The organism is Pleomorphomonas sp. PLEO (assembly GCF_041320595.1).
In the GTDB taxonomy this organism is placed as follows: Bacteria; Pseudomonadota; Alphaproteobacteria; order Rhizobiales; family Pleomorphomonadaceae; genus Pleomorphomonas.
In genome coordinates this window covers 883,603-909,383 of record NZ_CP166625.1, presented here as the reverse complement: position 1 = coordinate 909,383, position 25,781 = coordinate 883,603, and the positions used below count along the sequence as shown (strand labels likewise).

Genomic DNA, 25,781 nt, shown 5'->3' with positions numbered 1-25,781 from the left:
TTGACGACTCCGGATACGAAAAAGGCGCAAGGCACGCCCGGAAACCGGCCATGCCTTGCGCCCTCATGACTATGACATCACTTCGGGCAAGCGTTGTCCGACATGTAGTCGTGCACCTTGACCGCGCCGGAAACGATGTCCGCCTTGGCCTTTTCGACCGCGGCCAGAATCTCCGGCGTGATCAGCGGCTTGTTGTTGTCGTCATAGGCCCAGGAGACACCGTCTTCCTTGATGCCGAGCGCCTGTACGCCGCCCGTGAACTTGTCGGCCTTGGTATCGGTGAAGGCGTTGTAGACGGCGAGATCGACGCGCTTGACCATCGACGTCAGCACCGAACCCGGATGCAGATAGTTCTGGTTGCTGTCGACGCCGATCGAGAACTTGCCCTGATCGGCGGCCGTCTGAAGCACACCGATACCCGAAGCACCGGCCGCCGCGTAGATGACATCCGCGCCCTGGTCGATCTGGCCCTTGGCGAGCTCGCCACCGCGCACTGGATCGCTCCAGGCCGCGCCGGTGGTACCAATGAAGTTCTGAAGCACCTCGTTGCCGGCCTTGGCCGCGCGGGCACCCTGATCGTAGCCACACTCGAACTTACGGATCAACGGAATGTCCATGCCGCCGACAAAGCCGACCTTGCCCGTCTTCGAGAACAGGCCAGCGACAGTACCGACGAGGTAGGAGCCTTCTTCTTCCTTATAGACAACCGAACGGACGTTCGGCTTCTCGACAACGGCGTCGACGATGACGAACTTGGTGTCGGGGAATTCGGTCGCCACCTTTTCGATAGCCGAAGTCCAGGCAAAGGAAACGGCCACAATCGGGTTGAAGCCCTTGGAGGCGAAGTTGCGAATTGCCTGCTCGCCCTGGGTGTCGCCGGTCGGCTCGAAGTCTCGATATTCGATGCCAGTCTCGGCCTTGAACTTCTCCGCGCCGCCATAGGCCGCCTCGTTGAAGGACTTGTCGAACTTGCCGCCCGTGCCGTAGACGAGCGCCGGCTTGATGTCCGCTGCCATGGCCGTGCTCGACAGCATGGCTGCGACAAAGGTAGCGCCGATCAGTTTGTTGATCATCGTGTTCCTCACCCCTTTTGGAAGGAGCCCCCGTTCGGGCTTTATCGGTGGAGGAAACCCCAAACGCTCCTCCCCCGAGTGGCGCGTACCTAAGCACGCTTTCTAGCCGTTTGCATCGTCTTTCTTATGTTTTTGACCAAATGGACAATATTGGTGCACAACGCTTTCGGGGGAGGCAGGCGTTGCTGGATAACGCGCCAGCAACGGCGGAATCGTGCGGTCCGAGCACTTCATTTGCACGCTGTGCGCCGGTATTGTCGACCGGTATGCTACCTATTATCTACGCGTTTGCCCGTAGGTCTTGTGGTCAGCAATTCATCTTGAAAGGACCACGCCCGAAATTTCCGAGGGCGAAGAGCAAAACCGATACCGTTTCAGGGGGAAAGGCGCTAATAGCGTGCCCATCGAGTTCCCTGTTGCATCGAAGGACACGATGACCGCGCCTACCGCATCCGCCATCGCCCCGGCCATCGCGCTCGTCGCCCACGACGCCAGGAAAGACGAGATGGTCGCGTTTGCCCGCGCCCACGAAGTCCGGCTTTCCGCCCTCCGCCTGTTCGCCACCGGCACGACGGGCGCTCGCATTCAGGATGCCTGCCCCAGCCTCGACATCACCCGCCTGAAGAGCGGTCCGCTCGGCGGCGACCAGCAGATCGGGGCGATGATCGCCGAGGGCAGGCTCAGCGGCCTTATCTTCTTCATCGATCCGCTGTCGCCCATGCCGCACGATGTCGACGTCAAGGCCCTTACCCGCCTGTCGGTCGTCTATGACATTCCCATGGCCCTTAACCGCGCGACGGCGGAGCTACTGATCCGCGCCGACGGTTTTGCCCGCCCCACCCCCATTTCCTCTGACTGAGCGAAGACCACGATGTCCCAGAGCGTCTCCAGCGTCGTCACCTTTCCAGTCCTGTTCGCCGACATCGGCGGCACCAACGCCCGCTTCGCCCTCCTGACCGATGCCGACAGCGACATTCGCCATTTCGACACCGTCGAAACGCGTCTGTTCCCGACGATCGAAGATGCCATCCAGGACGCAGTGATCGGCGCTGGCGCCCCTGTGCCGAAATCGTTGGTCTTCGCGCTGGCCGGACCGATCGGCGAGGAGAGCACCCAGCTCACCAATTGCCCGTGGGTCGTGACCCCGAAGCGCCTCATCGAACGCTTCCGGCTCGAACACGTCATCCTGTTCAACGATTTCGAAGCACTCGGCCTGTGTCTGCCCGGCCTCAAGTCGAAAGATCTCGTCGCCGTCGGCGGTGCTCTGCCGCCCGAGCGCGGCACCAAGGTGGTTATCGGCCCCGGTACCGGTCTCGGCGCCGCCGGCCTCGTCGACGCGGCCGGCCTGTGGGTCCCGGTGCCCGGCGAAGGCGGTCATATCGACCTCGCGCCGGTAACGGCCCGCGACTACGACATCTGGCCGCATATCGAGCGGGCCGGCGGGCGGGTCACCGGCGAGACCATCATCTGCGGTTCTGGCCTTCTGCGCCTCTATCGGGCGGTTGCCGCCGCCAGCAAGGCCCTGCCCGCCTGCGATACCCCGGCCGCCGTCACCGCGGCCGCCGAGACGGGCGACCCACTCGCCGTCGAAACCGTCGCCCTGTTCGCCGAACATCTCGGCCGCATCGCTGGCAACCTTGCCCTGACCTTCCTCGCTCATGGCGGCGTCTATCTGGCCGGCGGAATCGCGCCGCGCATCGTCAAGGTGCTGCAACAGGGCAGCTTCCGGGCCGCCTTCGAAGACAAGTATCCGCACCAGAGCCTGATGGCCGCCCTGCCGACGGCGATCATCGTCCACGACCGGCCGGCGCTCGCCGGCCTCGTCGACTTCGCCCGCCGGCCAGACACCTTTGGCCTACGCCTCGACGGACGGCACTGGCGCGGCTGAGCGCCGACGCTGCCCGCGGACGAACGACAAAGTGAATGGGGCTGGCGGCATCGGGAGCCATCATCTGCTATAGCCAAGCGGAGGTGACATATGACCGAAACCGCCGAAAGCTCCGTCCGCTCCTTCGACATCCGCGGCATGACCTGCGCCGCCTGCTCGGCCCGTCTCGAGCGCGTGCTGAAGAAGACGCCCGGCATCCTCGACGCCCGCGTCAATCTCGCTCTTGAGCGCGCTGACATCGCGGTCGAGCCGGCGGTGACTCCCGAGGCCATTACCGCCGCCGTCGACCGAGCCGGCTTTTCGGCAACGTTGAGATCCGACGATCCGGTCGTCGCCCGTGCCGAACGGGAGACGCGCGAAGCCGAGGCCGCCACGGCCCGCCGCCGCACCGCCTGGCTGCTGGCGGCCTGCGCCCTGCTGACGCTCCCCTTCGTCATTGCCATGGTGGTGATGATGGCCGGCTTCGGCCACATCCTGCCGGCCTATATCCAACTCGTGCTCGCCACGTCCGTGCAGATCCTGGCCGGCCGCCGCTTTTATCGCGGGGCCTGGAACGCCCTTCGGGGTGGCGGCGCCAACATGGACGTGCTGGTATCGCTCGGCACCACCGCCGCCTGGGGCTTTTCGGTCTATATGATGGCAACCGTCCACCACATGGTGGAGGAGCATCTTTATTTCGAGGCATCAGCCGTCGTGCTGACGTTGGTTCTCCTGGGCAAATTCCTGGAAGAACGCGCCAAAGCGTCTACCACCCGCGCGGTGCGCTCGCTGATGGCACTCCGTCCGGAAACGGCGACAAAGCTCGCCGAGGACGGCAGCCAGACTGTCGTGCCGGTAACCGGCATCCTGCCCGGCGACCGGGTGTTGATCCGCCCTGGCGAGCGCGTACCGGTCGACGGGCGCATCCTGACCGGCGAGAGCCATTTCGACGAAGCGGTCATTACCGGCGAGAGCATGCCGGTGCGGCGAGCAGCCGGCGAACCAGTGGTCACCGGCGCCGTTAACGGCGAGGGCGCCATCACCGTCGAGGTCGGTGCCGTCGGCGAAGAGTCGACGCTGGGGCGCATTACCCGCCTTGTCGAAAATGCCCAGTCCGGCAAGGCGCCGGTACAGCGCCTCGTCGATCGCATCGCGGCTGTCTTCGTTCCGACGGTGGTGGCGATTGCCGCCGCCGCCTTCGTGCTCTGGCTCGCTTTTGGCGGTACACTGGAACAAGCGCTCGCCGCCGCCGTCGCCGTCCTGGTCATTGCCTGTCCCTGCGCTCTTGGCCTCGCCACGCCGACCGCCCTCGTCGCCGGAACGGGCGCCGCCGCCCGCGCCGGTATCCTCATCAAAGACATCGAGGTGCTCGAGCGTGCCGCCCACATCGGCACCGTTGTGTTCGACAAGACCGGCACGCTCACCGTAGGGCACCCGGAGCTTCAGGAACTCGTGGTGGCCGATGGCATCGAGCCAGTCCGGTTGCTGGCAGTGTCGGCGGGCGCCCAGGCCGGTTCCGAGCACCCCCTCGCCCGCGCCACTTTATCCCGTGCGACGGCGGACGGCGCCACCCCACTCGCCGCCGAAGACGTCAAGGCAATCCCGGGCAAAGGTCTCGCAGCCCGTGTCGGTGGCGTCGACGTGTTGATCGGCACCGCCGCCCTTCTGGACGAGCATGGCATCGACCATGCCGATATCGACCGGGCCGGTCTCGGTCGCCTCCGGCCCGAAATGACGCTCGCCTATGTCGCCGAGAGCGGCCGGGCCATTGGGCTGTTCGGTTATGCCGACGCACTGCGCCCAGAAGCGCCGGCCGCTGTCACCGAGCTGCGCCAGCGCGGCATCCGTACGCTGCTGCTCACCGGAGACCGGCCGCCGGCCGCCCGTGCCATCGCCGGTGCCGCCGGCCTCGACGACTGGCGGGCCGACGTACTGCCCGAAGGCAAAGCCGCCGAAGTTGTGAGCCTGCGCGCCGCTGGCGGCCGCCTCGCCATGGTCGGCGATGGCGTCAACGACGCACCGGCCCTCGCCGCCGCCGATGTCGGCATCGCCATGGGGTCCGGCACCGACGTCGCCATGGAAACGGCCGGCATCACATTGATGCGGCCCGATCCCCGGCTTGTCGCCGCCGCCTTTGACATCGCCGCCGCCACATCGCGAAAAATCCACCAGAACCTGTTCTGGGCCTTTATCTACAACATCATCGGCATCCCGCTCGCCGCCTTCGGGCTGCTGACCCCGGCGCTAGCCGGCGCCGCCATGGCCATGAGCTCGGTCTCGGTGGTGACCAACGCCGGCCTGCTCACTCGCTGGACGCCGAAGCTGCCACCGGTCGGACCTGCGAAAGGCTGAAACACGCCATTACGGAATGCAGCGCCCGTCTCGCCCCGGACGACACTGAGTGTCCCGAGCAATAGCTGGCGCCACCTTGCCAGGCGTCCGTCCGAGCGCCCCAAGGTCGAGCGGCCCACCGGTGAGAGCGGACGGACGGGAAACGGTCTGTGCCTGCTGCGATACCGACACAAGACCGGGCGGACGAGACAACGGCAAGGGTGCGGCCAGTCCTGGAGACGCAACCGGAGCGACGGGTGCCTCCACCGGCTTCGGCGTCTCGGCCAGCTTGTCGATCATCGACGTCATCGCGTCCGGCCCGACGGTTTCGAGCTTGGGTGCCGCTTCTTCGCCCACGAGCAAGCGAGCAAAGCCGCCCGCCATGGTGGCAAGGCGCGCATACCCCGAGGCGGGATCGTCCACTAGGCCTGGAAGGTTGGGATAGAGGCGCGGCGAGGAGAACGGGCCGATCATCGCCACCGGAACCTCAAAATCGGGATACCCCTTCATTTTCGGCTTGAGCCGCAGATCGAGAGCACCGTTCGCAAGGCCGAGACTACCGGAACCGGACAGCTGAAGATCCCCGGCCGCGAAAGCTAGGTCGTCGCTCGTCGCGCTGCCCCTGGCAAATTTCACATGGCCGGACAGCTTGTCAAAACCGACGCGCCCCGGGTCGGCCCCAAAGCCGGTCTGCACGGCGTGCGCCAGCCGGCCGATCAAAGCGACCGGGTCGAAGCCGTTGAGAACACCGTGCGCAACGGAAAAATCGGCCGTGCCGGTGGCTGACTTGAAGAGATCGGCCCGCTTCTTTCCCTCGGCACTGACATCGGCCAATAGACTGAACTCGCCGTCGGCAATGGTCCCGACAAGCGGCGCAAGACTGGCCAAACGTGCACCCTCGAGTGCGCCCTTGAGGACGAAACGAGGCCGATCGCCCGCTTTGACGATCAAGGTTGCCGAACCCCTGCCGCCACCGAGCGCCAGCTGGGGAAGTCCGATCTCGGCTCCCTTATCGCCAAGATGAAGATCGACAGGACCACCTGCCGCCACCACCGGGCCGGCGACGAGACGCCCCGCCTCGATCCGCAGATCGGCATCGATGGCGGCCACCAGTTGCCCGCCGGCTACGGACAGCATATCGCCGAACGCACCGGCCACAGCGGCAACATCGACCATATCGCCGGTGAGACGACCGGTGAGACGACCGCGCTCGCCGACGGTCGACAGATCGAGCTGCCCCCCAAAGGCGCCGTCACCAAGCATCAGCCGCGCATCGGACAACGTCATGCGTCCCGGGCCGGCTTCGAGTTTGCCGTCCAGCGAAGCAATGTCCGGCAAGCCGGCGACACCGGCGAGTGCCGCCAAATGACGACTTGTCAGCGTCAGACTGCCGCTTGCCGAAAATACGATCGGATCCAGTCCCCCCTCAAAGCCGGCGGACAGCATCGGCCCTTCGACCCGAATCTCGAGCGGCGCGGCGCCACCTTCGATCAACCGGCGTGGCGCGGCTGTCGCTTCCAGCCTGATGACGCCCGACGGCGCGGTGCCTTGGGCGGTGAACCGGGCCGGTTTGTCGAGACCAATGATCGACAGATCGGCGGAAAGACCGGTCAAGACCGGCAGCGCGACCCCACTCATGAGCGACAGTTTGCCGAGATGCCCCTCACGAAGTTGACCGGAGCCATCCACGGCAAGCGTTGCCGCCAGTTCGTCCGCCGACCGGCCATGGGCCGACAAGCGGAGATCGGCGGCGATGCGTCCGGTGAGCGGCGAGGCGGCAAGCCCGGCAAACGCTGCGACATCAACGACCGCGACGTTCTTCAATGCGAAGGACGCACCAAGACGCCGACCGTCGCCGTCAGGAACGAGGTCGAGCCGGCCCGACAGCGTGCCGCCGCCCGCCATGCCGTCGAACAGCGCACCGATGCGTCCATCGCGGTCGACGGCGGTGAGACGAACATTCCGTATATCGCCATCGGGAAGCGCCAGTTCAGCGACTTTCAGGTCGAGCCCGGCGTCAATAGGGGCATGGCCCTCAACGGGATCGAACCCGAAATGTGTTGCAAGGGCAGCCAGAATCGCCAGGGAATTGGACGGTAGTCGCTTGAAATCGGCGTGGAGATCGAGAGAAACCCGCGGGGCGCTGAGGTCGAGGGCGGCCGACAACCGTCCATTGCCGCCGAAGGCGGTGGTCGAGGCATCGACCATTTCGGCCCGGTCTGACGACAGCGTCATGGCGCCGTTGAGCTGGATCGGCCCAGGGGCCGCCGCCAAGGGTCCACCAAGGGCCGCGGCATCCGGCACCGACAGATCGAGGCGACCGGCAAAGCCTCCCCCCGCGAGCCCCCCATCGAGGCCGAGATTGAGAGCCGGCGTGGTGAATTGCACCCGAGCGGCGCCGGCAGAACCGGTTTCCATTGTCAGGGATACCGGCGTGCCGTGAAACATAGCCTTGAGAATGAGGCGATCACCGCCATCGGCGCGGGCGGCTGAAGCCGTGACATCGTCAAGAGCAGCCTCCACCCCACCAACCGAAAGGACAAGCTGCCCGCCCGTGGCCAGGAAATGCCTGTTGGTCGCCCGGCGAGCCAGATTGGCCAGCGCGCCGATCACTTTGGCCGGGTCGAGGTCACCGCCTCCAAGAGAAAGACGCAGCACCGGACGCTCGACCGTCACGCTGCCGAGTTCGGCCGAACCGGACAGGAATGGCAACGGGTTGAGATCAAGCAGGAGTTTATCGGCATGCACTTTGCCGAGGCTGTCCGGTAGCTCGATCTCGACATCGGAGGCGACGACACGCGGCGTTGGCAGCAACTCAAGATCGGCATCGCCGATCTTGACCACCGTGCCCGTCTCGGCCTCGAAGGCGGTGATGGCCGGCGCAACGAACTTGTCGAGAGGAAAGAGCGGCGCCATCGCCAGGCGCAACGCCAGGACGACCAACACCAGCCCCGACAAGGCCGTGACGACGCGAACCATGCCTCCCCGATCCCTCGATGCCTGTTAGGCACGCATCGCACTTCCTCCGAAAAGCGATGCAAGTTTCTACAATACCAGTCCTTTCGGGCTTTGGCACGCTTCTCCGGCTATCCGAAGGGCGAAGCGTTTTGCCGCAGCGCAAAAGGAATAAGTGCAGAGCAAAAGACTTGGCTGCGTCGCACCATTTCTCCTATGCTGGTCGCGCCGCGATCGGGCGCGGCGACGCGGCAAGAGGCTCCCCATGTCCAGGGCGAAGCAGGGCACTGTCATTCGAAAATACGCCAACCGGCGGCTCTATGACACCGGCACCTCCAGCTATGTCACGCTGCAGGATCTCGCCTCCATGGTGCGGGCCAACACCGATTTCGTCGTCATCGACGCCAAAAGCGACGCGGACATTACCCACGAGGTTCTGACACAGATCATTCTCGAGGAAGAGACGCGGGGACCGCATCTGCTGCCCGTCAATTTTCTGCGACAGCTCATCCGTTTTTATGGCGACGAGCTGCAGGCCATGGTGCCTGCCTTCCTGGAGTATTCCATCGGCCAGTTCGCGCGCGAGCAGGGCAAGATGCGCGGCATAGCCGGCGAGGCGCTGGGCGCTTCCACTCTCAGCGAGAAGCTCGGCGAGCAGGTACGGCTCAACGCCGAATCCTTCGAGCGGGCGGTGCGCGCCGTCCTGCCCGGCGAAACGCCCGACGCACCGGCAAGCCCGGCCGAAAGCCGCACCGCCGATATCGACGCATTGCGCGACGAGCTCACGGCCATGCGGCGGCGGCTTGATCGGCTGGCACCGGAAACCGAATAACTCAACACCAATAGGCCGGATCAGGCGGGAGCGACGACGAGCGGTCCACGCAGACAGGTGTCGTCATCAAGCCCTTCGACCAGCGCCGCGCCGGGTCCGGCCCGCAAACGCGGCTCGCCGATAAGCCGCCCCTGGAAGGCGGAGATGCCGAGTTCGGCAAGCAAGGTCGCCGACGCTTCGTCCTGCACGAATTCGGCAACGGTACGGATGCCGAAATGACTGGCGAGCGTGGTGAGCGCCCTGACGAATACGACGGCGTCGGCATCGCGACCGATATCGCGGATGAAAGCGCCGTCGATTTTCAGCCAGTCCGGCTTGATGTCGCGCAGCATCCTCAGCGAGGTGTGACCGGAGCCGAAGTCATCGATGGCGATGCGGCAGCCGATATCGCGTACCGTCGCCACCATGTGCCTGAGATCGTCGATACGCGACAGAGCCGCCGTTTCGGTGATTTCGATGGTCAGCCTTTTCAGCGCATCGCCATCACGGCGGGCACCGGCCAGCAACATGCTGAGCCAAGCCGGGTCGGCCAGCGTTTCCGGCGATACGTTGACGGAGAGCTTAAGCAACGGCGACGCCTGGAGATCGGCCATCACCAGCGTCAGCGCCCGCATGTCGAGCCGCCGGATGAGACCGAGCTTTTCCGCCGCCTCCACATAGGGGCCGCCGGAGACGATCTCTCCCGACGGCAGCGCCAGCCGGCTGAGCGCCTCGTAGTAAATCACCGCCCGATCGTCCGCGCGGGCGATCGGCTGATAGGCCAGGACGAAGCGTTCCTCGGCAAGGCCGCGCTGGATCGCCTCGGCGACTTCGACGTTGCGGCGGCGGAGAGCATCGCGAGCAGCCGAAGGTTCATACAGAGTGATATGGCGATCTAGGTCGCGCCGGGCATCGCCGAGCGCCTCCTCGGCTCGATTGGCCGCCATGGCGCCGGACAGCGCGTGCTGCGGCAGCATGACGGCGCCGATAGCGATATCGGCGCGCACGGCGGCGCCATCGCAATCGATCGCCTCGTCACGCACCGCGTCGCGGAAGCGCTCGGTGGCGATGATCAGCGCGTGCTCGTCGCAGTCGTTGAGGATGGCGCCGAATTTATGCCCGGAAAACGACCCGAAAATATCACCTTGCCGCATCCGGCGCAGGATCCGCTCGCCGGCGACGTCGATCACCCGGTCCCCGGCCTCATAGCCGAAATTGGCGTTAATCCGGCCGATGTCGAGCACGGCGAGGATCAAGAACACCGCCGAGCCCCCATCCGCCTCAAGCGATTTCAGCCGATCGTCAAGGCTCTGGAGTAGCTCGTCACGGTCGAGCCGGCGATCCGGCCCGTAAAGACGAGCCGGTGCCACCGTTTCGCCGCCACGCGGCAGCACACGCACCGTGCCGCGTGCGCCGAGCGCCGGTTGATCAGCCGGACCGAACCAGCTGCCGCTTTCTTCGATGCGCACGCTCTGCGGCTTGCCGCCACGCGGCATCAAGTCATAGACGAGCCGGTAGTCGGGACCGATCCGGTCGGCGGACAGCACGGGCGGTGGCGTCGCGGCGAGCCGTAGCGTCGCCGCTTGCGGCCCGATCAAGCGATGGAGCGCCCGGCCGGAGAGCGGCACCTCATAGGGCGGAAGATCGAACACCTCGCCGGCATTCGGCGACCAGCGCAAGCGGTCTTCGGCATAGTCGTGCTCATAGGCAGCGACACCCGCCGCGGCCATGGCCGCGCTGACCGTGTCCCTGTCCAGCCCGTGCCCATCCGAAGAAACGAGATCGTCATCCATCTGCCGCCGTCCTCGTCGTTTTGGAACACCTACCGCAACGCCCCTCTCACGTGAACCCGCGATTTTTATCATTCGCCATCGACGCATCTCTGAAACGGCTGGCCCACCGACGTATTTTCGGCTGGTGGTCTTGCGCATTAACCTTTTCTTAACCATTCTTGAAGGTGGCGCGATGGTTGCTCCGTATTCCTGACGTCGGTTCACTCTGTGCCGAAACGGCACAGCCCCTTGAAAGGCCTACGATAATGATCGGATCGGTCGGCTCTATCGGCGAAAGCGTCGGCAGCCAGAGCCTCCAAAGGGCGGCGCACCGCGCTTCCGGTCGTTATGTTGAGGCAATCGAAGGCTCGTCGGCCAGCGGTGAGCGCCAACAGTTCGCCATTCTCGATCTCCAAGCCGAACAGCGGGACGAAACACTCCGTCGCCGTTCGTCTACGACGGCCACGGGCAACCCCGCCTCGGCGCCCTTCGTCGCTCAACTCGCCGCCCTTGGTCTCGGCGACGCGGGCACCGGCGAGCGCCGCGTCCGTCGCGATCCGGCGCTGATCGTCGCCCGCGCCGATGCGCTCTATCGCGATGGCTATCGCCGCGTCACCGAGCTAGAGCCGGGATTCTTCGGCACCGCCGAATACTGAGCGGCAAGCAGGAGCCGATTTCGCCTGGAGCCGCGGGAGAGCGTTGCGCCGTCCACAACGCAGGCCTTCATCGACCCATCACACAAAAACAAAAAGGCCGGCGCGATGCACCGGCTCTTTTCAGGTCGATATCCCGGCCGTCGTGGACGGCCGAGCAAATCTGTTTATCAGGCTTCCTTGGGCGCCAGAATCTGGCGGCCGCGGTACATGCCGGTCTTGAGATCGACGTGGTGGGGACGACGCAGCTCGCCCGAGGTCTTGTCTTCGACGTAGGTCGGCTGCTTCAGCGCATCGTGAGACCGACGCATGCCCCGCTTGGACGGCGAGGTCTTTCGCTTGGGAACTGCCATTGTCTTCTACTCCATCGCCCGCTCGTAAAGGGGGAACCGCAATGGCCCACCGTTCGGGCGCGCGGGCGCTCGTTCCTAAAGATGCGGCCTTATACAGACTGGCGCGCCACTTTGCCAGTGCCTGCCGGGAAAAAAGTGGCCTCTCCGTCGCAATCCCGATGGAGAGACGACAGATGGGGCAACCATTCATCACGGAGCAAGACACTCGACATAGGCGCCGGACTGATTGACGCGAAGCTCAATGATGCGCGACAGCGTCTTTTGCGCTCGACTCGGCTTCAAGGGGTTTCGGATGGCCGGATTGGGCAGGGCGGCAGCGATCAGCGCCGCCTCGCGCCGGCTCAGCTTCGAGGCCGACTTCTTGAAGTAATAATGGGCCGCCGCCTCGACACCGTAAACGTTGGGACCGAGCTCGGCGATGTTGAGGTAAATTTCCAGCGTTCGCCGCTTTGACCAGACGAAATCGGCATAGAGAGCGAGCGGAATTTCGAGGCCCTTGCGGAGGTAGGAGCGCGACGGCCACAGGAAGACGTTCTTCACCGTCTGCATGGTGATGGTGCTGGCGCCACGATTGGGACCGCCGTTACGGCTCAGGACCGAGCGAAGCTGCGTCCAGTCGACACCGTCGTGGAAGCAGAATTGCCCATCCTCGCTCATAACCACAGCCTGCTTCATGCTGGGCGCGATATCGTCGAGATCGACCCAATCGCGGCTGTAACCCTGGAAGGTCAGAAGGTCCCACACCATCAGCGTCGAAACGGGCCGAGCGAACAGATAAATCGGCACCAGAACGAAGGGCAGAACGACCACCACCGCGGCGGCGACGGAAAGCCGCTTGAGCCACATCCGCCAGCCAGCTCGCCTCACAGCCGCCGCCTCCTCGTCGTCCGCCACCGGCTCGCCGTCGGCTACCGCCTCGCTGAGATCGCTCATGCCCACCCGCCTGTCCGTTTTCTCATAAACCAACGGGGCTGGCCGGGCAAACAGGGGAAAAGCCAACGGGAAGCGTCCGTCGCTGCGACGGCAAAACCACCCGAGCCTCATTTTCCCAGCGACAAAGCCTCAAAAAGCCGACCAATGCGGCAAATGCTCACAAATTATACAGAGATGCCCCAAATTTAGCATGGCGCGAATTGAGGCAACGTGAGACCTTTTACTTGTGAGCGCTGCTTCGTCGGTCTTCCGTCTGGGTCTTCCTCCTGATCCACGTGGCTCTCCAGCTTTCCTCCCAGAACTCAGGCCGGTAACCCCGGCCTGTTTTTTTGCGCTGTGCCCCGGCGCGCGTCACGACCGGTCGAAAGTGTTCGGAAAGACCGGGACTCACGCCCCGACCTTTCCGAACTCCGCTCTCGTTTTTCTTGTCAGTCGTCGCCCATGGCAACCAGCGTCGCATTGCCGCCGGCCGCCGCCGTGTTGACGGAGACCACCTGCTCCAGCGCGAAGCGGGTAAGATAGTTGGGGCCGCCCGCCTTGGGGCCGGTGCCAGAGAGCCCCGAGCCCCCGAAGGGCTGCGAGCCGACCACCGCTCCGATCATGTTGCGATTGACGTAGACATTGCCGATCGGCAACCGATCGACGATGCGCTTCACCGTCGTCTCGATCCGCGAATGAATGCCGAGCGTCAGGCCATAGCCGCTCGCCGCGATATCCTCGATCACCCTGTCGAGGTCTTTTGCCTTGTAGCGGACGATGTGCAGCACCGGGCCGAACACTTCCCGATCGAGGGCCACAGCCTCGGGTAGCTCGATGAGCGCAGGCGCGAAATAGGTGCCGCCGGCCAGCAAGCCCCCAGGTATCTGGCCGGAAAACAGCACGCCACCCTTGCCTTGCCAAGCCGCCACGTGAACGGCGAGCTTTTCGGCTTGCTCACGATCGATGATCGGGCCGACGTCGGTGTCCGGCCGCCTGGGATCGCCGACCTTGAGTTCAGCCGCCGCCCCTTTGATCAGGGCGACCATGTGATCGGCGACATCCTCCTGCACGAACAGCAGGCGCAGCGCCGAACAGCGCTGACCAGCCGAGCGGAAGGCCGAGGTGACGACGTCGTCGGTCACCTGCTCGCCGAGCGCCGTGGCGTCGACGATCATGGCGTTGAGGCCACCGGTTTCGGCGATCAGCGGCACGATCGGCCCACGCTTGGCGGCAAGCGCCCTGTTGATGGCGAAAGCGGTATCGGTCGAGCCGGTAAAGGCGACGCCGGCGATGCGCGGATCGGCAACCAGCGCCGCGCCGGCCGCGCCGTCGCCGACCAGCAGAGCCAGTGCCGAGGTTGGTACGCCAGCCTCATGCAGCAGACGCACCATCATGGCACCGACAAGCGGCGTCTGCTCGGCGGGCTTTGCCACCACCACATTGCCGGCGGCCAGCGCCGCTGCTGTCTGGCCGACGAAAATCGCCAGCGGGAAGTTCCAGGGAGCAATGGCCGCGAACACGCCACGACCGCGATAGCTGAGCCTGTTTTCCTCGCCGGTCGGACCGGGCATGGCGACTGGCACTTGGAACAGGCGCCGCGCCTCGCTGGCGTAGTAGCGGCAGAAGTCGACCGCCTCGCGCACCTCGGCGACGCCATCGGCCAACGTCTTGCCCGCCTCGAGCGCCAGCACGGCGAGAAAAGCCGGAAGCCGATCCTCAAGAAGGTCGGCCGCCCGCTCCAGCGCGGCGGCGCGCGTCTGGGCCGGCGTTTCAGACCACGAACGGAAGCCGGCGACAGTCGAGGCGACCGCCTGCTTTGCCGTTTCGGCATCTGCATCGACGGCCCGACCGATCTCCGTCTTGCCATCGATCGGCGACAGGAGAACGCGCTGAGGTCCAGTCGCATCCATGCCGTCGATGATCGAAGCGGCGGTCCCGAAATCGCTGCCGGCAGCCGCGATGGCGGTCAGCAGAGGTTCCAGCGCCTGTTCGTCGGCAAGCTCCACGCCGCGGGAATTGCGGCGATCGCCGAACAGATCGGCAGGCAACGGAATACGGGCGTGACGGGCGCGGTCGCCGCCAGCCAATACGTCGGCGGGACGCTTCAGCAAGGTCGATATCTCCACTTTGGAGTCGCCGACAGCGGCGACAAAGGATGAGTTGGCGCCATTTTCCAGAAGGCGGCGAACGAGATAGGCGAGAAGATCCTTGTGGCCACCGACCGGCGCATAAATGCGGCACGGCTGACCATCCCTCTCGGTGACCTCACGGTAGAGCGTATCGCCCATGCCGTGCAGCCGCTGGAATTCGAAATGCCGGTTGGTACCGGCAATCTCCGAAACCTCGGCCACCGTCAGCGCATTGTGCGTCGCGAATTGCGGGTAGAGGCGCGGCCGCGCTTTGAGCATCTTCTCGGCGCAGACGAGATAGGACAGGTCGGTGGAGGCTTTGCGGGTGAAGAGGGGATAATCGTCAAGACCCCGTTCCTGTCCCCGCTTCATCTCGGTGTCCCAATAGGCACCCTTGACGAGACGCACCATGAAGCGACGATTCAGGCTTTCGGCAAGATCGATCATATGGTCGATCACCGCCGGCGCCCGCTTCTGGTAGGCCTGCACGGCAAGGCCGAACCCATCCCACCCGGCAAGCGACGGATCGCTGGTGACAGTGGCGATCACCTCGAGAGACAGCTTCAACCGATCGGCTTCTTCGGCGTCGACGGTGAGGTTGAGATCGTAGGCCTTCGCCGCCCGCGACAGTTCGAGCAGCCTTGGCACGAGCTCGGCCATAACACGCGCGCCGTTCAGCGCCTCGTAGCGCGGATGCAGCGCCGACAGCTTGACCGAAATGCCCGGCCGGGCCGGCAGCGCCTCGGAGCCGGCCGACCGGCCGATCGCTTCGATCGCCATGGCGTAGTCGGCAAAGTACCGTTCCGCATCGGCGGCTGTGCGGGCGCCCTCGCCAAGCATATCGTAGGAGTGGCGATAGCCCTTGCCGGCCAGACCGCGAGCACGGGACAAGGCGGCTTCGATCGAAGTGCCCAGTACGAACTGGTGGCCCATGATCTTCATCGCCTGCCGCGTGGCGGCGCGCACCGGCGGCATGCCCAGACGCTTGACGAGGCCGGTCAGGACATTCTCAGGAGTTTCGCCCGGCTGGAGCACGCGCGTCGTCACGCCGAGCGCCCAGCCGGAGGCCGCCACCAGCCAGGGGTCCTCGCCCTTGCCGTGGAAGCCGAAGGCGGCCGAAGCGAGCTTGTCCTCGATCAGCTTGTCGGCAGTCGCTCCATCGGGCACGCGGAGCAGCGCCTCGGCCATCACCATGATGGCCAGGCCCTCGCGCGTCGTCAGCGAATAGGCTTTCAGGAAATCCTCAACGCCGCCGATGGCCGACTTGCCGTTACGGATCGCCTTGATGAGACGGCTGGCATACGCATCGACGCGCCCGCGCGCGTCTGGATCCTCGACCCGGGCCGCCAGGAGGCGGCGGACCACGACAGTCTCGTCTTCCGCATAGGGCGGCGAAAAACACGGAGCCCGGAGGGGCTCTGAAGAAGCTGCGGACATCTGATCTCCGGAAGGTTGCCACCTTCTGAGGGCGGCTTTTGTTATAATCCGCAGGATACCAGCAGGCTTTCGGTGACACTCTCCTTATTGAGGTATAGAATCGGCGCTATTCGCGGAATGAACCGTTTGTTTCCGTGAATTTTCCAGATTGATCTGTCTTGGGGATTTGCGATGGCGTCAGCGGCGGGCGGTGATCGTTCTCACCACAGCAAAGATATTCCCGGCCTCGATCGCATCGATCGCCGGATCCTCGCCGCACTTCAAGAAGATGGCCGCGTCACCAATCTGGAACTCGCCGAGAAGATCGGCATGTCTGCGACGGCTACCGCCGAGCGAGTCAAACGACTGTCGCGCGATGGATTCATCCTCGGTTATACGGCGCGCCTCGATCCCCTGCATCTCCAGCGCGGCCTTCTGGTGTTCGTCGAGATCAAGCTCGATCGCATGAACCCCGAGGTGTTCACCACCTTCGCCGCGGCGGTGAAGAAGGCACCGGAAGTGCTCGAATGCCACCTGATCGCCGGCGGCTTCGATTATCTCGTCAAGGCACGCGTCCGGGACATGGAAGCCTATCGTGAATTCCTGTCCGAGGTGCTGATGACGCTGCCGGGCGTACGCGAGACCCATACCTACCCGGTGATGGAAGAGGTGAAGAACACAACCGTGCTACCGGTATGAGCCCCGCCTTGACCCGCATGCCGGCCCGGAGCTACCACAACGGCCGTCCATTTCCGACCGGAGTGCCGATGACCACCGCCTTCGACACAGCCCTTGCCGATTTTGCCGACCTGCTGGAAGCCGGCCTCACGGCGCGTCTCGATGCGAACCCTCGCCCCGGCGAAATCGTTCGGCCGGCTCGGCTTCTTGCCGCCATGCGCCACGCCGTTCTTGCCGGCGGCAAGCGCCTACGGCCATTCCTGCTGACTGAGGTCGCCCGCCTTCTCAATCCTGGTTTGACGGTCGAAACGCTGATGCCGGCGGCAGCGGCCATCGAATGTCTTCATTGCTATTCGCTGGTCCACGACGACCTTCCAGCCATGGACGACGACACGCTCCGGCGTGGCCGCCCAACCGTGCACGTGGCCTATGACGAAGCGACGGCCATTCTCGCCGGCGATGCCCTCCTGACACTTGCCTTCGACCTCCTCGCCGATCCCACTTGCTACACCGACCCGACGTTACGAGCAGCACTGGTGCTCGATCTCGCCCGCGCTGGCGGCCTGGGTGGCATGGTTGGCGGCCAGATGCTCGACCTGGCAGCGGAAGGACGCTTTGGCGACGGCGAAGCGCCGGACGAAGCCAGCATCCGCCAACTGCAGGCAATGAAGACCGGTGCGTTGATCCGCGCCGCCACGGTCATGGGCGCTCGGCTCGGCGACGGCAATGAACAGGAAGTTCGCCGTTTCGGGCGTTTCGGCGACATCATCGGTCTCGCCTTCCAGCTCGCCGACGACCTGCTCGACGTCACGGCCACCGAAAGCGAGATGGGCAAGGCGGTGGCCAAGGACGCCGCTCACGGCAAGGGCACGCTGGTGGCGCGTCTCGGTGTTGATGCCGTGCGTGCCGAACTCGACCGGCTCGTCACTGAAGCCACGGACCTGCTCGCTCCCTGGGGCGCGCGTTCCGAAACGCTCGCCGCCACCGCCCGCTTCGTCGCAGACAGGCGCCGCTGATCTTCTAGTGGTTCGACTCCGACATTTGCATCCGCCTGATATCGGCCTCGGAGCAAATGTCGGAGTCATAAGAACCACTAGCAAGTTATTGTTTCTAGTGGAGCTTTTGAATTTGACATTTGACCGCGAGCTTTATGTCAGGCGGAACTCAAATGTCAAATTCGCTCCACTAGGCTATTCCGCTGCCGGCTTGCGGTTGGCGGCATCGCCGAACCGCTGTTCGATATAGTCGAGCACCAGCGTCTGGAAATCGCGGGCGATGGTCGGGCCACGCAGCGTCGCAGCCTTCTCCCCATCGATGAACACCGGCGCGGCCGGATTCTCGCCGGTGCCGGGCAAGGATATGCCGATATTGGCATGCTTGGATTCGCCGGGCCCATTGACGATGCAGCCCATCACCGCCACTTGCAGCGCCTCGACGCCGGGATAGCGCTGCCGCCATTCGGGCATGGCATCGCGGATCTGATCCTGAATGGTCTTGGCGAGTTCCTGGAACACCGTCGAGGTGGTGCGGCCGCAGCCGGGACAGGCCGCGACGATCGGCACGAAGCTGCGGAAGCCCATGACCTGCAGAAGTTCCTGCGCCACGATGACCTCGCGCGTGCGGTCACCGCCCGGCTCCGGCGTCAAGGACACGCGGATGGTATCGCCGATGCCGTATTGCAATAGGTAGCCCATCGACGCCGAGGAGGCGACGACGCCCTTGGTCCCCATGCCGGCCTCGGTGAGGCCAAGATGGAGGGCGTAATCGCCGCGCGCCGCGAGCTCGCCATAGACGGCGATGAGATCCTGAACCTGGCTGACCTTGGCCGACAACACGATGCGGTCGCGGGCAAGACCGATCTCCTCGGCACGGGCGGCCGACAGCAACGCCGACTGTACCATCGCTTCGCGCATCACCTGCTGCGCCGTCATCGGCGAACCCTTGGCCTTGTTCTCGTCCATCAAGCGCGTTGCCAGCTCCTGGTCGAGCGAACCCCAGTTGACGCCGATCCGCACCGCCTTGCCGTGGCGGGCGGCGATCTCGACGATGTCCGTGAAGTGCCGGTCGCGCTTGGCGCGGACGCCGACATTGCCGGGATTGATGCGATATTTGGCGAGCGCCGCCGCGCAGTCGGGGAAATCGGCGAGCAGTCGATGGCCGATGAAGTGAAAATCGCCGATCAGCGGCACGTCGACGCCAACCCGATCAAGACGCTCGCGAATGCGCGGGACAGCCGCGGCGCTTTCGTCGCGATCGACGGTGATGCGCACAAGCTCCGAGCCGGCGCGCGCCAGCGCCATCACCTGCGCCACAGTGGCGTCGACATCGGCGGTGTCCGTGTTGGTCATCGACTGGACAACCACCGGCGCATCGCCACCGATCGTCACATTGCCGACAACGACGGGAACCGAGCGGCGACGCGGCGCCGGACCGAAAGAGGTGGACATGCGTCGGAAATCCTCAACTATGGCTGTGCGAATGGTCGTGGTGATGAGCGCCCGTCCGGCAGGCGGCACACAGGCCGCGCACTTCGAGAACCGAAGCCGATGGCGAAAAGCCCTCGGCCGCCGCGATGCCGGCCAGCAGGCCGCCAAGTTCGGTGGGTTCGGCCTCAGTCGCCGAGCCGCAACCCTCGCAAAGAAGGAACACCAACGGGGCCTCCGGACCGGATGCGGCGTGGCCGTGTTCATCAATGCAGGCGAGGAAGGCGTTTCGGCTCTCGATGCGATGGGCGAAGCGGTGGGCGACCAGGAAATCGAGGGCGCGGTAAACCGAGATCGGGCTCGGCCGGCGTGTCTTTCCGCCGATACGATCCATGATCTCGTAGGCCGACACCGGCGCATGGCTCTCCAGCATCGCTTCAAGCACCTGCCGCCGCTGTTCTGTGAGGCGCAGCCCCTCGTCGCGGCAGCGCTCCTCGGCGCGGGCAACGGCGCGGCTGCGACAGGCTTGATGATCGTGGTCGGAATCGTTGAGCAAGGTTCTCTCCAAGCGTCAGACACAGTATATAGTCGGCCGAGCCGTCCGGAGAAAGACTGATTGTCGCGCCGATCGGCACCTCTTCCCAAGCCAAAGGACTGCCATGCGCTTTCCCGCCGTCGACCGCAGCATCCTGATCACCGGCGCCTCCTCCGGAATCGGTCTTACAGCTGCCACCATCATGGCCGGACGCGGCTGGCGGGTATTCGCAACGGTGCGCCGTGAAGAAGATCGGGAGCGCCTCTCAAGTATTCCGGGCGTAACGCCGCTCCTGATGGACTATGCCGACCCAATCTCGATCGCCGCGACCGCCGAAGCAGTGCTCGAAGCGACCGGCGGGCGGCTCGGCGCACTCTACAATAACGGTGCCTACGGCCAGCCCGGCGCGCTTGAGGATCTCTCCACCGAGGTGCTGCGGCATGTGTTCGAGGTCAACGTGCTCGGCTGGCACGACCTCACACGCCGCCTGATCCCCGCTATGCGCGGCGCCGGCGCCGGGCGCATCGTCATGTGCTCTTCGATCCTCGGCTTCCTGTCGATGCCCTACCGAGGCGCCTACAACGCCTCCAAACACGCCATTGAAGGCCTGGCCGACAGTTGGCGCCTGGAGCTGATCGACGCCGGCATCCACGTCGCGACGATCCAGCCGGGGCCGATCGCCACCAATTTTTCGTCGACCGCGATGAAGAGATTCCACGAGAACATTGACGTGGAGGGCTCCGCCAACGCAGCGGGCTATCGCCAGCGTTTGGCCGACATGCAGCGACCGCCGGAGGCATCCTTCTTCCGAAAACCGCCGGAAGCGGTGGTGGAATGCCTCGTTCACGCCTGCGAATCAGCAAGCCCAAGGCCTTATTACCGGGTGACTTGGCTCACCAAGGGCGCGGCGGTCGTCAAGCATCTCCTGCCGGCCTCCTGGTTCGTAAGCTTGCTGTATCGTGCGGCAAAATCCGGCAATTAACCAGCATAGGCAATATATTAGCTGCTCGCCCACCGCCACGAATCCAGCCTAAAGCCTGCTTGCGAAACGGGCGGAAAACCGCCGCTTTCAGCTTCACATCACCGACATCATCAGCGTAGAGTATGTGGGCGTGGGGCCGGCTCGTACGCCGCCTCGGTGAAGGAGAGCGTGAGGTGACGATCGCCGTCTCGCCGGACGCACACCCGGCGCTGGTGTTGAATGCCGACTACCGTCCGTTGAGTTATTTCCCCTTGTCGCTGTGGTCCTGGCAGGATGCGATCAAGGCGGTTTTTCTCGACCGGGTCAACATCGTCTCCGAATATGACGTGCTGGTCCGCAGCCCGAGCTTCGAGTTTCATCTACCGTCGGTGGTCTCGCTCAAGACCTTCGTCAAGCCGACGCGCCAGCCGGCCTTCACCCGATTCAACGTCTTCCTGCGCGATCGTTTCGAGTGTCAGTATTGCGGCGGCCACGAGGACCTTACGTTCGATCACCTGATCCCGCGTTCCAAGGGTGGCCAGACCACCTGGGAGAACGTTGTCGCGGCCTGTTCTGCCTGTAATCTCAAGAAGGCCGACAAGACGGTGTCGGAGGTTGGGATGACGCTCGCCGGCCCGCCCTTCGCGCCCACCGTCCATGATCTTCACAACAACGGCCGGCTGTTCCCACCCAACCACCTTCACAAAAGCTGGCTGGATTTTCTCTACTGGGATGTCGAACTCGATCCCTAGGGGGATAGTGCGGAAAAGTGGCAACCGGTTTTCCGCGCGATGCGACAGCAAAGAACGAAAGCAACGATTTGCGTTCGTCAGAACGCGCGTTGCTCTAGGCGCTCAACTGCCCGATCGCCCGCCGCTCACGGTCAATGCGACGCAGGATTTCCGAGCGCACGGTCGGCGCGCCGAAATAATAGCCCTGAAGTTCGTGGCAACCGGCCCGCTTCAGCGCCTCAGCTTCCTCGGCCATCTCGATGCCCTCGGCGGTCACCTCGGCGCCCAGCGTCTCGGCCAACGCCACCGCCGCTTGCACGAGGCTCTGCGACGCCGGGTCTCGGATAACGTCGATTACCACCGAGCGGTCGATCTTCACCTTGTCGAAGGCGAACCGGCGCAGATAGGCGACCGACGAGAAACCTGTGCCGAAATCGTCGAGCGCCACTGACACACCGAGCTCGTGCAGCGCCTCGACGCTGCGGCGCGCTCGTTCGGGTTCGGATGCCAGGAAGCTTTCGGTAATGTCGATTTCCAGCCGATCCGGCGGCATGCCCGCCGCCTTGAGAATGGCTCCGAGGGCATCGGGAAAACCGGGATCGCGAAACTGGGTGGCAAATACGTTGACCACCATCTTGAGCCCGCCGAACGCCTTGGCGTCACGGGCAACGCGGCGCAGCACATACGTGCCGATCAGGTCGCTCATCCCCGCCTCCTCGGCAATGGCGAGGAAAACCACCGGGCTGACCGGACCGGATGGACGGATCCAGCGGACCAGCGCTTCAACACCGGAAATGCTTCCGGTTTTTGCCGAAATGACCGGCTGATAGTGCACCTGAAGGCCGTCGTTCACCACCGCCTCGCGCAATTCGGCGGCCAGCGTCGCCTTCGCCTGGCGATCGGCGTCCATACTGGCATCGTAGAGATCGACGCGGTTCTTGCCACCGGCCTTGGCGACATACATGGCAACATCGGCCCGGCGCACCAATTCGCCGGGCGTCAGCTCGCCGGCCGCATCGGCGGCGACGCCAATCGAGCACCCGACCTTCACCGTCCTACCCTCGAAATCGAAGGCCTCATCGAGGAAGTCGACAAAGCTTTCACCGAGGGCACCTGCCCGCTCGGCTGCCTCGCTCCCCTCGACCACCACGGCAAACTCATCGCCACCGAGACGGGCCAGCGTGCCATTGCTGCCAACCAGCGCCCGAAATCCCGCCGCCGTCGCCCGGATCAACCTGTCGCCGACATCATGGCCATAGGTGTCGTTCACATCCTTGAAGCCATCGAGGTCGGCGAACAGCACGGCAATGGGATGGCTGGGGCCGGCATAGGCGGCGGCGAGCCGCTGGTGGAAAGAGGCGCGGTTCGGCAGGCCGGACAGGGGATCATGGCTCGCCGCGTGGCGAGCCGCCGTCTCATCGTGGCGCAGGCCACTCATCATCTTCCAGATGGTGACGACGAGAACGCCCATCACCAAAAACAGCAGCCCCAGAACCGCCAGCACCGGCAAGCGGGCGCGCTCCATCGCTTCAGTACCGGAGACGCGCGACTCCCAGCCGATGGAACCGACGACGTTACCCGCCGCCGAGATCAAGGATACCGCGTCGGTCCCAACCGGAACCGGACCGAACGTCAGATGCCGGACACCGAGCGCCTCGGCCATGGCCGTGAACTGCGTCTCGGTCATCGGTCGCCCGACCATCACGTAGCGCAAAAGACCGGATTGCGCGGCATCGCCCGCCTCGATCCGATGCAGACCGGCGACAAGCGGCCCTAGACGCGACTGAACAAATCCCGACGCGGCCTGGTGCGGCCGCAATCGCTCCGCCGCGATAAGAGCGACGACGTCGGCCCGGCTGATCCCGATATTGTCCGGCCCAGCCACTTTGCCCTCGTGAAAGGCCTGTATCGGGGTGCCATCGGCATCGATGATCAGAAGCGTATCAAAGGAATGACCGCTCTCGGTCGGAAGACGCGGATCACCGGTCGCAAAGGTGGCATCGCCTTTATTCAGGACAGCGGCATTCCAGATGGTGAACTCGCTAGCGGTGAGCCCCATACGGGCGAGGGCCTCGTCCTTCAGCACGTCGACCACGCGTGCGATACCGTGGCGGTCGATGTCGTTTACCTCCGCCGCCATGCGCGCCATGGCCAGATAGACCACCGCGGCAGCGGCCAGCGCTGTCAGCGCGGTCGGGACGACCACGCCGAAGACGAACTCCATCCAGCGGCGATTGGTAAAAAACAATGCAATGATCCATTAGTTCTATATTGCGCAGCCTAGCGCGATACCGTTAAAGGCTCGCAAATTCCTCCGTAGACTCTCGGGAAAATGCTGACCCGTCACGCCCCTCTCCGGGACCGACTCTCAGACCGTCAGGAAATCAGGCCACCTCATGTCGAACCGCGCCCGCGCCACCCTGATCGGCCTTGCCGCCATTGTCATGTGGTCGATGCTGGGTGTTTTCACCGGCGGTTCGGGCGCTGTACCGCCCTTTCTGCTCAACGCGCTCTGCTTCGGTCTGTCCGGGTCGATCGCCACGATCTGGCTGATCGCCCGCGGTCGCACTGGCGTTTTGAGGCAACCCCTCCGGGTTTGGGCGGTCGGCACGCTCGGCCTGTTCGGCTATCATGCCCTCTATTTCACGGCGTTGCGCACCGCGCCGCTGGTCGAGGCCGGCCTCATCAACTATCTCTGGCCACTGTTGATCGTGCTGTTCTCCGGCCTCTTGCCCGGTGAGCGACTGCGCTTTCACCACTTCGCGGGTGTGGTGCTCGGCTTTTCCGGCGCGGCGCTTCTGGTAACGGCCGGCCGATCGCTATCGCTCGACGGCGGCTATGCCTTGGGCTATCTGGCTGCCTTTCTCGCCGCCGTCGTGTGGGCCGCCTACTCGGTGATCTCGCGACGTTTTGCCGGCGTACCCTCGGAAGCCGTTGCCGGTTTCTGCCTGGCGACCGCGCTTCTCAGCCTTGTCTGTCACTTCGCCTTTGAACAGACGGTGCTGCCGGCCGACCCGTTTCAATGGCTGATGGTGCTGCTGCTCGGCGCTTTTCCGGTTGGGCTCGCCTTCTTCGTGTGGGACCACGGCGTCAAGCACGGCGACATTCAGCTCATCGGTACCGCCGCCTATGCGACGCCGGTACTGTCGACCCTGCTGCTCACGCTCACCGGCTACGGCACACTCGGCTGGACGACGGCGCTCGCCTGCGCCCTCGTCACCCTCGGCGCGGTTGTCGCCGCCTGGGACGCACTGCCGTTCCGGCGCAAGCCACGCCGGGCTGTTACTTGAACGTATCCTTGCGGCGGCGCAGTTCGGCGAACACTTCCACCGCCGGATGGCCCGAAAATCCCAGGTTTTCCGCAAGTCGGGGATCGCCGGCTCTCAGGAAGGGATTGGTGAGAAGCTCCCGCTTGAGTGTCACCGGCACCGTCGGCTGACCGGCGCCGCGCAACGCTTCCACCTCGGAAAGCCGCTCGGCCAAAGCCGCATTGGCAGGGTCGACCGCCAGCGCGAAGCGTCCGTTGGACGCCGTGTATTCGTGTCCCGGATAGACTGACGTCTCTGGCGGCAGCGCGGCGATGCGCAGGAGCGACTCCCACATATCCTGAGCGCTGCCCTCAAACAGGCGGCCGCAGCCGAGCGAGAACAGCGTATCGCCGGAAAACAGCGCCCGCGCAGCCGGCGCGTAGTAGACGATATGCCCGCGCGTGTGACCGGGTGTGGCAATGACCCTGAACCCAAACGGACCAACGGAAAAGCTCTCGTCATCGGCCACCGCCTGGCCGAGCGGTGGCAGCCGGTGAGCGTCGGCCGCCGCGCCGATGAGCCGCGCCCCGGTGCGCTTGGTAATCTCGGCAGCGCCTTCGATATGGTCACCGTGATGATGGGTGAGAAGAAGGGCATCGAGCCGACCACCGGACGCTTCGACGGCGGCAAGAATCGGCGCCGCTTCCGGGGCATCGATGACCACAGCCGCGCCACTTTCCTCATCGCGGAGGAGATAGGCATAGTTGTCGCTGAGACAGGCGATGACGTCGATCTTCGGGACCATCGGTAGCCTCCTTTACCGGCTTAGAGCGCTGTTCGATCTGATTGAATCAGATCGGCGCTCTAGGTTCTTGTTTTGGAAGCATCATCTTGTCGATCCTCGTTTCACTCCGGTCGGATGATGCTCTAGCG

The 25,781-nt window shown here is 64.6% G+C and carries 20 protein-coding genes; 10 read left to right on the top strand and 10 right to left on the bottom strand.

Annotation, left to right across the window (positions count from 1 at the left end; genetic code table 11):
• Positions 1-77 precede the first annotated feature (77 nt).
• Positions 78-1,073, bottom strand: coding sequence for a BMP family protein (locus tag AB6N07_RS03975; protein WP_370676514.1), 996 nt, complete (start codon positions 1,071-1,073; stop codon positions 78-80).
• Between the two features lie 433 nt (positions 1,074-1,506).
• Between AB6N07_RS03975 and AB6N07_RS03970 the strand changes: the two genes are divergently transcribed.
• The 3 genes from AB6N07_RS03970 (at position 1,507) to AB6N07_RS03960 (ending at position 5,292) form a co-directional block, all read left to right on the top strand.
• Complete coding sequence (locus AB6N07_RS03970) at positions 1,507-1,932, top strand: methylglyoxal synthase (RefSeq protein ID WP_370676513.1); 426 nt, start codon at positions 1,507-1,509, stop codon at positions 1,930-1,932.
• A gap of 12 nt (positions 1,933-1,944) precedes the next feature.
• Positions 1,945-2,961: a glucokinase gene (gene glk, locus AB6N07_RS03965; RefSeq protein ID WP_370676512.1), complete on the top strand. Its 1,017-nt coding sequence runs from the start codon at positions 1,945-1,947 to the stop codon at positions 2,959-2,961.
• A gap of 90 nt (positions 2,962-3,051) precedes the next feature.
• Entirely contained in the window at positions 3,052-5,292 is a 2,241-nt protein-coding gene (locus tag AB6N07_RS03960; RefSeq protein WP_370676511.1) for a heavy metal translocating P-type ATPase, read from the top strand.
• A 9-nt stretch (positions 5,293-5,301) separates the two neighbouring features.
• Here the strand turns inward: AB6N07_RS03960 and AB6N07_RS03955 are convergent, their stop codons facing one another.
• On the bottom strand, positions 5,302-8,250 hold the full coding sequence (locus AB6N07_RS03955; protein ID WP_370676510.1) for an AsmA-like C-terminal region-containing protein: 2,949 nt from the start codon (positions 8,248-8,250) through the stop codon (positions 5,302-5,304).
• 241 nt (positions 8,251-8,491) lie between these two features.
• Between AB6N07_RS03955 and phaR the strand changes: the two genes are divergently transcribed.
• Entirely contained in the window at positions 8,492-9,058 is a 567-nt protein-coding gene (gene phaR / locus AB6N07_RS03950; RefSeq protein WP_370676509.1) for a polyhydroxyalkanoate synthesis repressor PhaR, read from the top strand.
• Positions 9,059-9,078: 20 nt separating this feature from the next.
• Here the strand turns inward: phaR and AB6N07_RS03945 are convergent, their stop codons facing one another.
• Positions 9,079-10,830 (bottom strand): EAL domain-containing protein, encoded by a 1,752-nt coding sequence (locus AB6N07_RS03945; protein ID WP_370676508.1) that lies wholly within the window; start codon positions 10,828-10,830, stop codon positions 9,079-9,081.
• A gap of 245 nt (positions 10,831-11,075) precedes the next feature.
• Between AB6N07_RS03945 and AB6N07_RS03940 the strand changes: the two genes are divergently transcribed.
• Positions 11,076-11,465 carry a hypothetical protein gene (locus AB6N07_RS03940; protein ID WP_370676507.1) on the top strand — a complete coding sequence of 130 codons (390 nt, stop codon included), beginning with the start codon at positions 11,076-11,078 and terminating at the stop codon, positions 11,463-11,465.
• Positions 11,466-11,632: 167 nt separating this feature from the next.
• On the opposite strand, the gene rpmF is transcribed toward AB6N07_RS03940, so the two are convergent.
• The 3 genes from rpmF to putA form a co-directional block, all read right to left on the bottom strand.
• Positions 11,633-11,815, bottom strand: a complete 183-nt coding sequence (gene rpmF, locus AB6N07_RS03935; protein ID WP_026790708.1) for a 50S ribosomal protein L32 — start codon at positions 11,813-11,815, stop codon at positions 11,633-11,635.
• Between the two features lie 189 nt (positions 11,816-12,004).
• A complete protein-coding gene (mtgA, locus tag AB6N07_RS03930) occupies positions 12,005-12,748 on the bottom strand; it encodes a monofunctional biosynthetic peptidoglycan transglycosylase (RefSeq protein WP_370676506.1) in 744 nt (247 codons plus the stop codon).
• Positions 12,749-13,176: 428 nt separating this feature from the next.
• Positions 13,177-16,293 carry a bifunctional proline dehydrogenase/L-glutamate gamma-semialdehyde dehydrogenase PutA gene (putA, locus tag AB6N07_RS03925; RefSeq protein WP_370676505.1) on the bottom strand — a complete coding sequence of 1,039 codons (3,117 nt, stop codon included), beginning with the start codon at positions 16,291-16,293 and terminating at the stop codon, positions 13,177-13,179.
• 171 nt (positions 16,294-16,464) lie between these two features.
• Between putA and AB6N07_RS03920 the strand changes: the two genes are divergently transcribed.
• Positions 16,465-16,971, top strand: coding sequence for an Lrp/AsnC ligand binding domain-containing protein (locus AB6N07_RS03920; protein WP_370676504.1), 507 nt, complete (start codon positions 16,465-16,467; stop codon positions 16,969-16,971).
• A 68-nt stretch (positions 16,972-17,039) separates the two neighbouring features.
• Positions 17,040-17,966: a polyprenyl synthetase family protein gene (locus AB6N07_RS03915; RefSeq protein ID WP_370676503.1), complete on the top strand. Its 927-nt coding sequence runs from the start codon at positions 17,040-17,042 to the stop codon at positions 17,964-17,966.
• Between the two features lie 174 nt (positions 17,967-18,140).
• Here AB6N07_RS03915 and ispG read toward each other — a convergent pair whose 3' ends face one another.
• Positions 18,141-19,397: a flavodoxin-dependent (E)-4-hydroxy-3-methylbut-2-enyl-diphosphate synthase gene (ispG, locus tag AB6N07_RS03910; RefSeq protein ID WP_370676502.1), complete on the bottom strand. Its 1,257-nt coding sequence runs from the start codon at positions 19,395-19,397 to the stop codon at positions 18,141-18,143.
• 13 nt (positions 19,398-19,410) lie between these two features.
• The gene (locus AB6N07_RS03905; RefSeq protein ID WP_370676501.1) at positions 19,411-19,929 is read right to left on the bottom strand and encodes a Fur family transcriptional regulator; all 519 of its coding nucleotides are present in this window, start codon (positions 19,927-19,929) and stop codon (positions 19,411-19,413) included.
• 103 nt (positions 19,930-20,032) lie between these two features.
• Between AB6N07_RS03905 and AB6N07_RS03900 the strand changes: the two genes are divergently transcribed.
• Complete coding sequence (locus AB6N07_RS03900; RefSeq protein WP_370676500.1) at positions 20,033-20,890, top strand: SDR family NAD(P)-dependent oxidoreductase; 858 nt, start codon at positions 20,033-20,035, stop codon at positions 20,888-20,890.
• A 173-nt stretch (positions 20,891-21,063) separates the two neighbouring features.
• Positions 21,064-21,621, top strand: a complete 558-nt coding sequence (locus AB6N07_RS03895; RefSeq protein ID WP_370676499.1) for an HNH endonuclease — start codon at positions 21,064-21,066, stop codon at positions 21,619-21,621.
• Between the two features lie 94 nt (positions 21,622-21,715).
• On the opposite strand, the gene AB6N07_RS03890 is transcribed toward AB6N07_RS03895, so the two are convergent.
• Positions 21,716-23,848 carry a putative bifunctional diguanylate cyclase/phosphodiesterase gene (locus tag AB6N07_RS03890; protein WP_370676498.1) on the bottom strand — a complete coding sequence of 711 codons (2,133 nt, stop codon included), beginning with the start codon at positions 23,846-23,848 and terminating at the stop codon, positions 21,716-21,718.
• A gap of 148 nt (positions 23,849-23,996) precedes the next feature.
• On the opposite strand from AB6N07_RS03890, the gene AB6N07_RS03885 reads away from it, so the two are divergent.
• On the top strand, positions 23,997-24,890 hold the full coding sequence (locus AB6N07_RS03885) for a DMT family transporter (protein ID WP_370676497.1): 894 nt from the start codon (positions 23,997-23,999) through the stop codon (positions 24,888-24,890).
• Here the strand turns inward: AB6N07_RS03885 and gloB are convergent.
• Positions 24,883-25,653 (bottom strand): hydroxyacylglutathione hydrolase, encoded by a 771-nt coding sequence (gloB, locus tag AB6N07_RS03880; RefSeq protein WP_370676496.1) that lies wholly within the window; start codon positions 25,651-25,653, stop codon positions 24,883-24,885. The two genes, AB6N07_RS03885 and gloB, sit on opposite strands and share 8 nt — an antisense overlap.
• Positions 25,654-25,781 lie beyond the last annotated feature (128 nt).

Excerpts from the sequence above, each read along its gene's own strand:
- mtgA (WP_370676506.1), bottom strand. The coding sequence starts at position 12,748 with ATGAGCGATCTCAGCGAGGCGGTAGCCGACGGCGAGCCGGTGGCGGAC.
- rpmF (WP_026790708.1), bottom strand. The coding sequence starts at position 11,815 with ATGGCAGTTCCCAAGCGAAAGACCTCGCCGTCCAAGCGGGGCATGCGT.
- AB6N07_RS03900 (WP_370676500.1), top strand. The coding sequence starts at position 20,033 with ATGCGCTTTCCCGCCGTCGACCGCAGCATCCTGATCACCGGCGCCTCC.
- AB6N07_RS03975 (WP_370676514.1), bottom strand. The coding sequence starts at position 1,073 with ATGATCAACAAACTGATCGGCGCTACCTTTGTCGCAGCCATGCTGTCG.
- AB6N07_RS03960 (WP_370676511.1), top strand. The coding sequence starts at position 3,052 with ATGACCGAAACCGCCGAAAGCTCCGTCCGCTCCTTCGACATCCGCGGC.
- phaR (WP_370676509.1), top strand. The coding sequence starts at position 8,492 with ATGTCCAGGGCGAAGCAGGGCACTGTCATTCGAAAATACGCCAACCGG.
- putA (WP_370676505.1), bottom strand. The coding sequence starts at position 16,293 with ATGTCCGCAGCTTCTTCAGAGCCCCTCCGGGCTCCGTGTTTTTCGCCG.
- AB6N07_RS03945 (WP_370676508.1), bottom strand. The coding sequence starts at position 10,830 with ATGGATGACGATCTCGTTTCTTCGGATGGGCACGGGCTGGACAGGGAC.
- ispG (WP_370676502.1), bottom strand. The coding sequence starts at position 19,397 with ATGTCCACCTCTTTCGGTCCGGCGCCGCGTCGCCGCTCGGTTCCCGTC.
- glk (WP_370676512.1), top strand. The coding sequence starts at position 1,945 with ATGTCCCAGAGCGTCTCCAGCGTCGTCACCTTTCCAGTCCTGTTCGCC.
- gloB (WP_370676496.1), bottom strand. The coding sequence starts at position 25,653 with ATGGTCCCGAAGATCGACGTCATCGCCTGTCTCAGCGACAACTATGCC.
- AB6N07_RS03915 (WP_370676503.1), top strand. The coding sequence starts at position 17,040 with ATGACCACCGCCTTCGACACAGCCCTTGCCGATTTTGCCGACCTGCTG.
- AB6N07_RS03955 (WP_370676510.1), bottom strand. The coding sequence starts at position 8,250 with ATGGTTCGCGTCGTCACGGCCTTGTCGGGGCTGGTGTTGGTCGTCCTG.
- AB6N07_RS03885 (WP_370676497.1), top strand. The coding sequence starts at position 23,997 with ATGTCGAACCGCGCCCGCGCCACCCTGATCGGCCTTGCCGCCATTGTC.
- AB6N07_RS03920 (WP_370676504.1), top strand. The coding sequence starts at position 16,465 with ATGGCGTCAGCGGCGGGCGGTGATCGTTCTCACCACAGCAAAGATATT.
- AB6N07_RS03940 (WP_370676507.1), top strand. The coding sequence starts at position 11,076 with ATGATCGGATCGGTCGGCTCTATCGGCGAAAGCGTCGGCAGCCAGAGC.
- AB6N07_RS03970 (WP_370676513.1), top strand. The coding sequence starts at position 1,507 with ATGACCGCGCCTACCGCATCCGCCATCGCCCCGGCCATCGCGCTCGTC.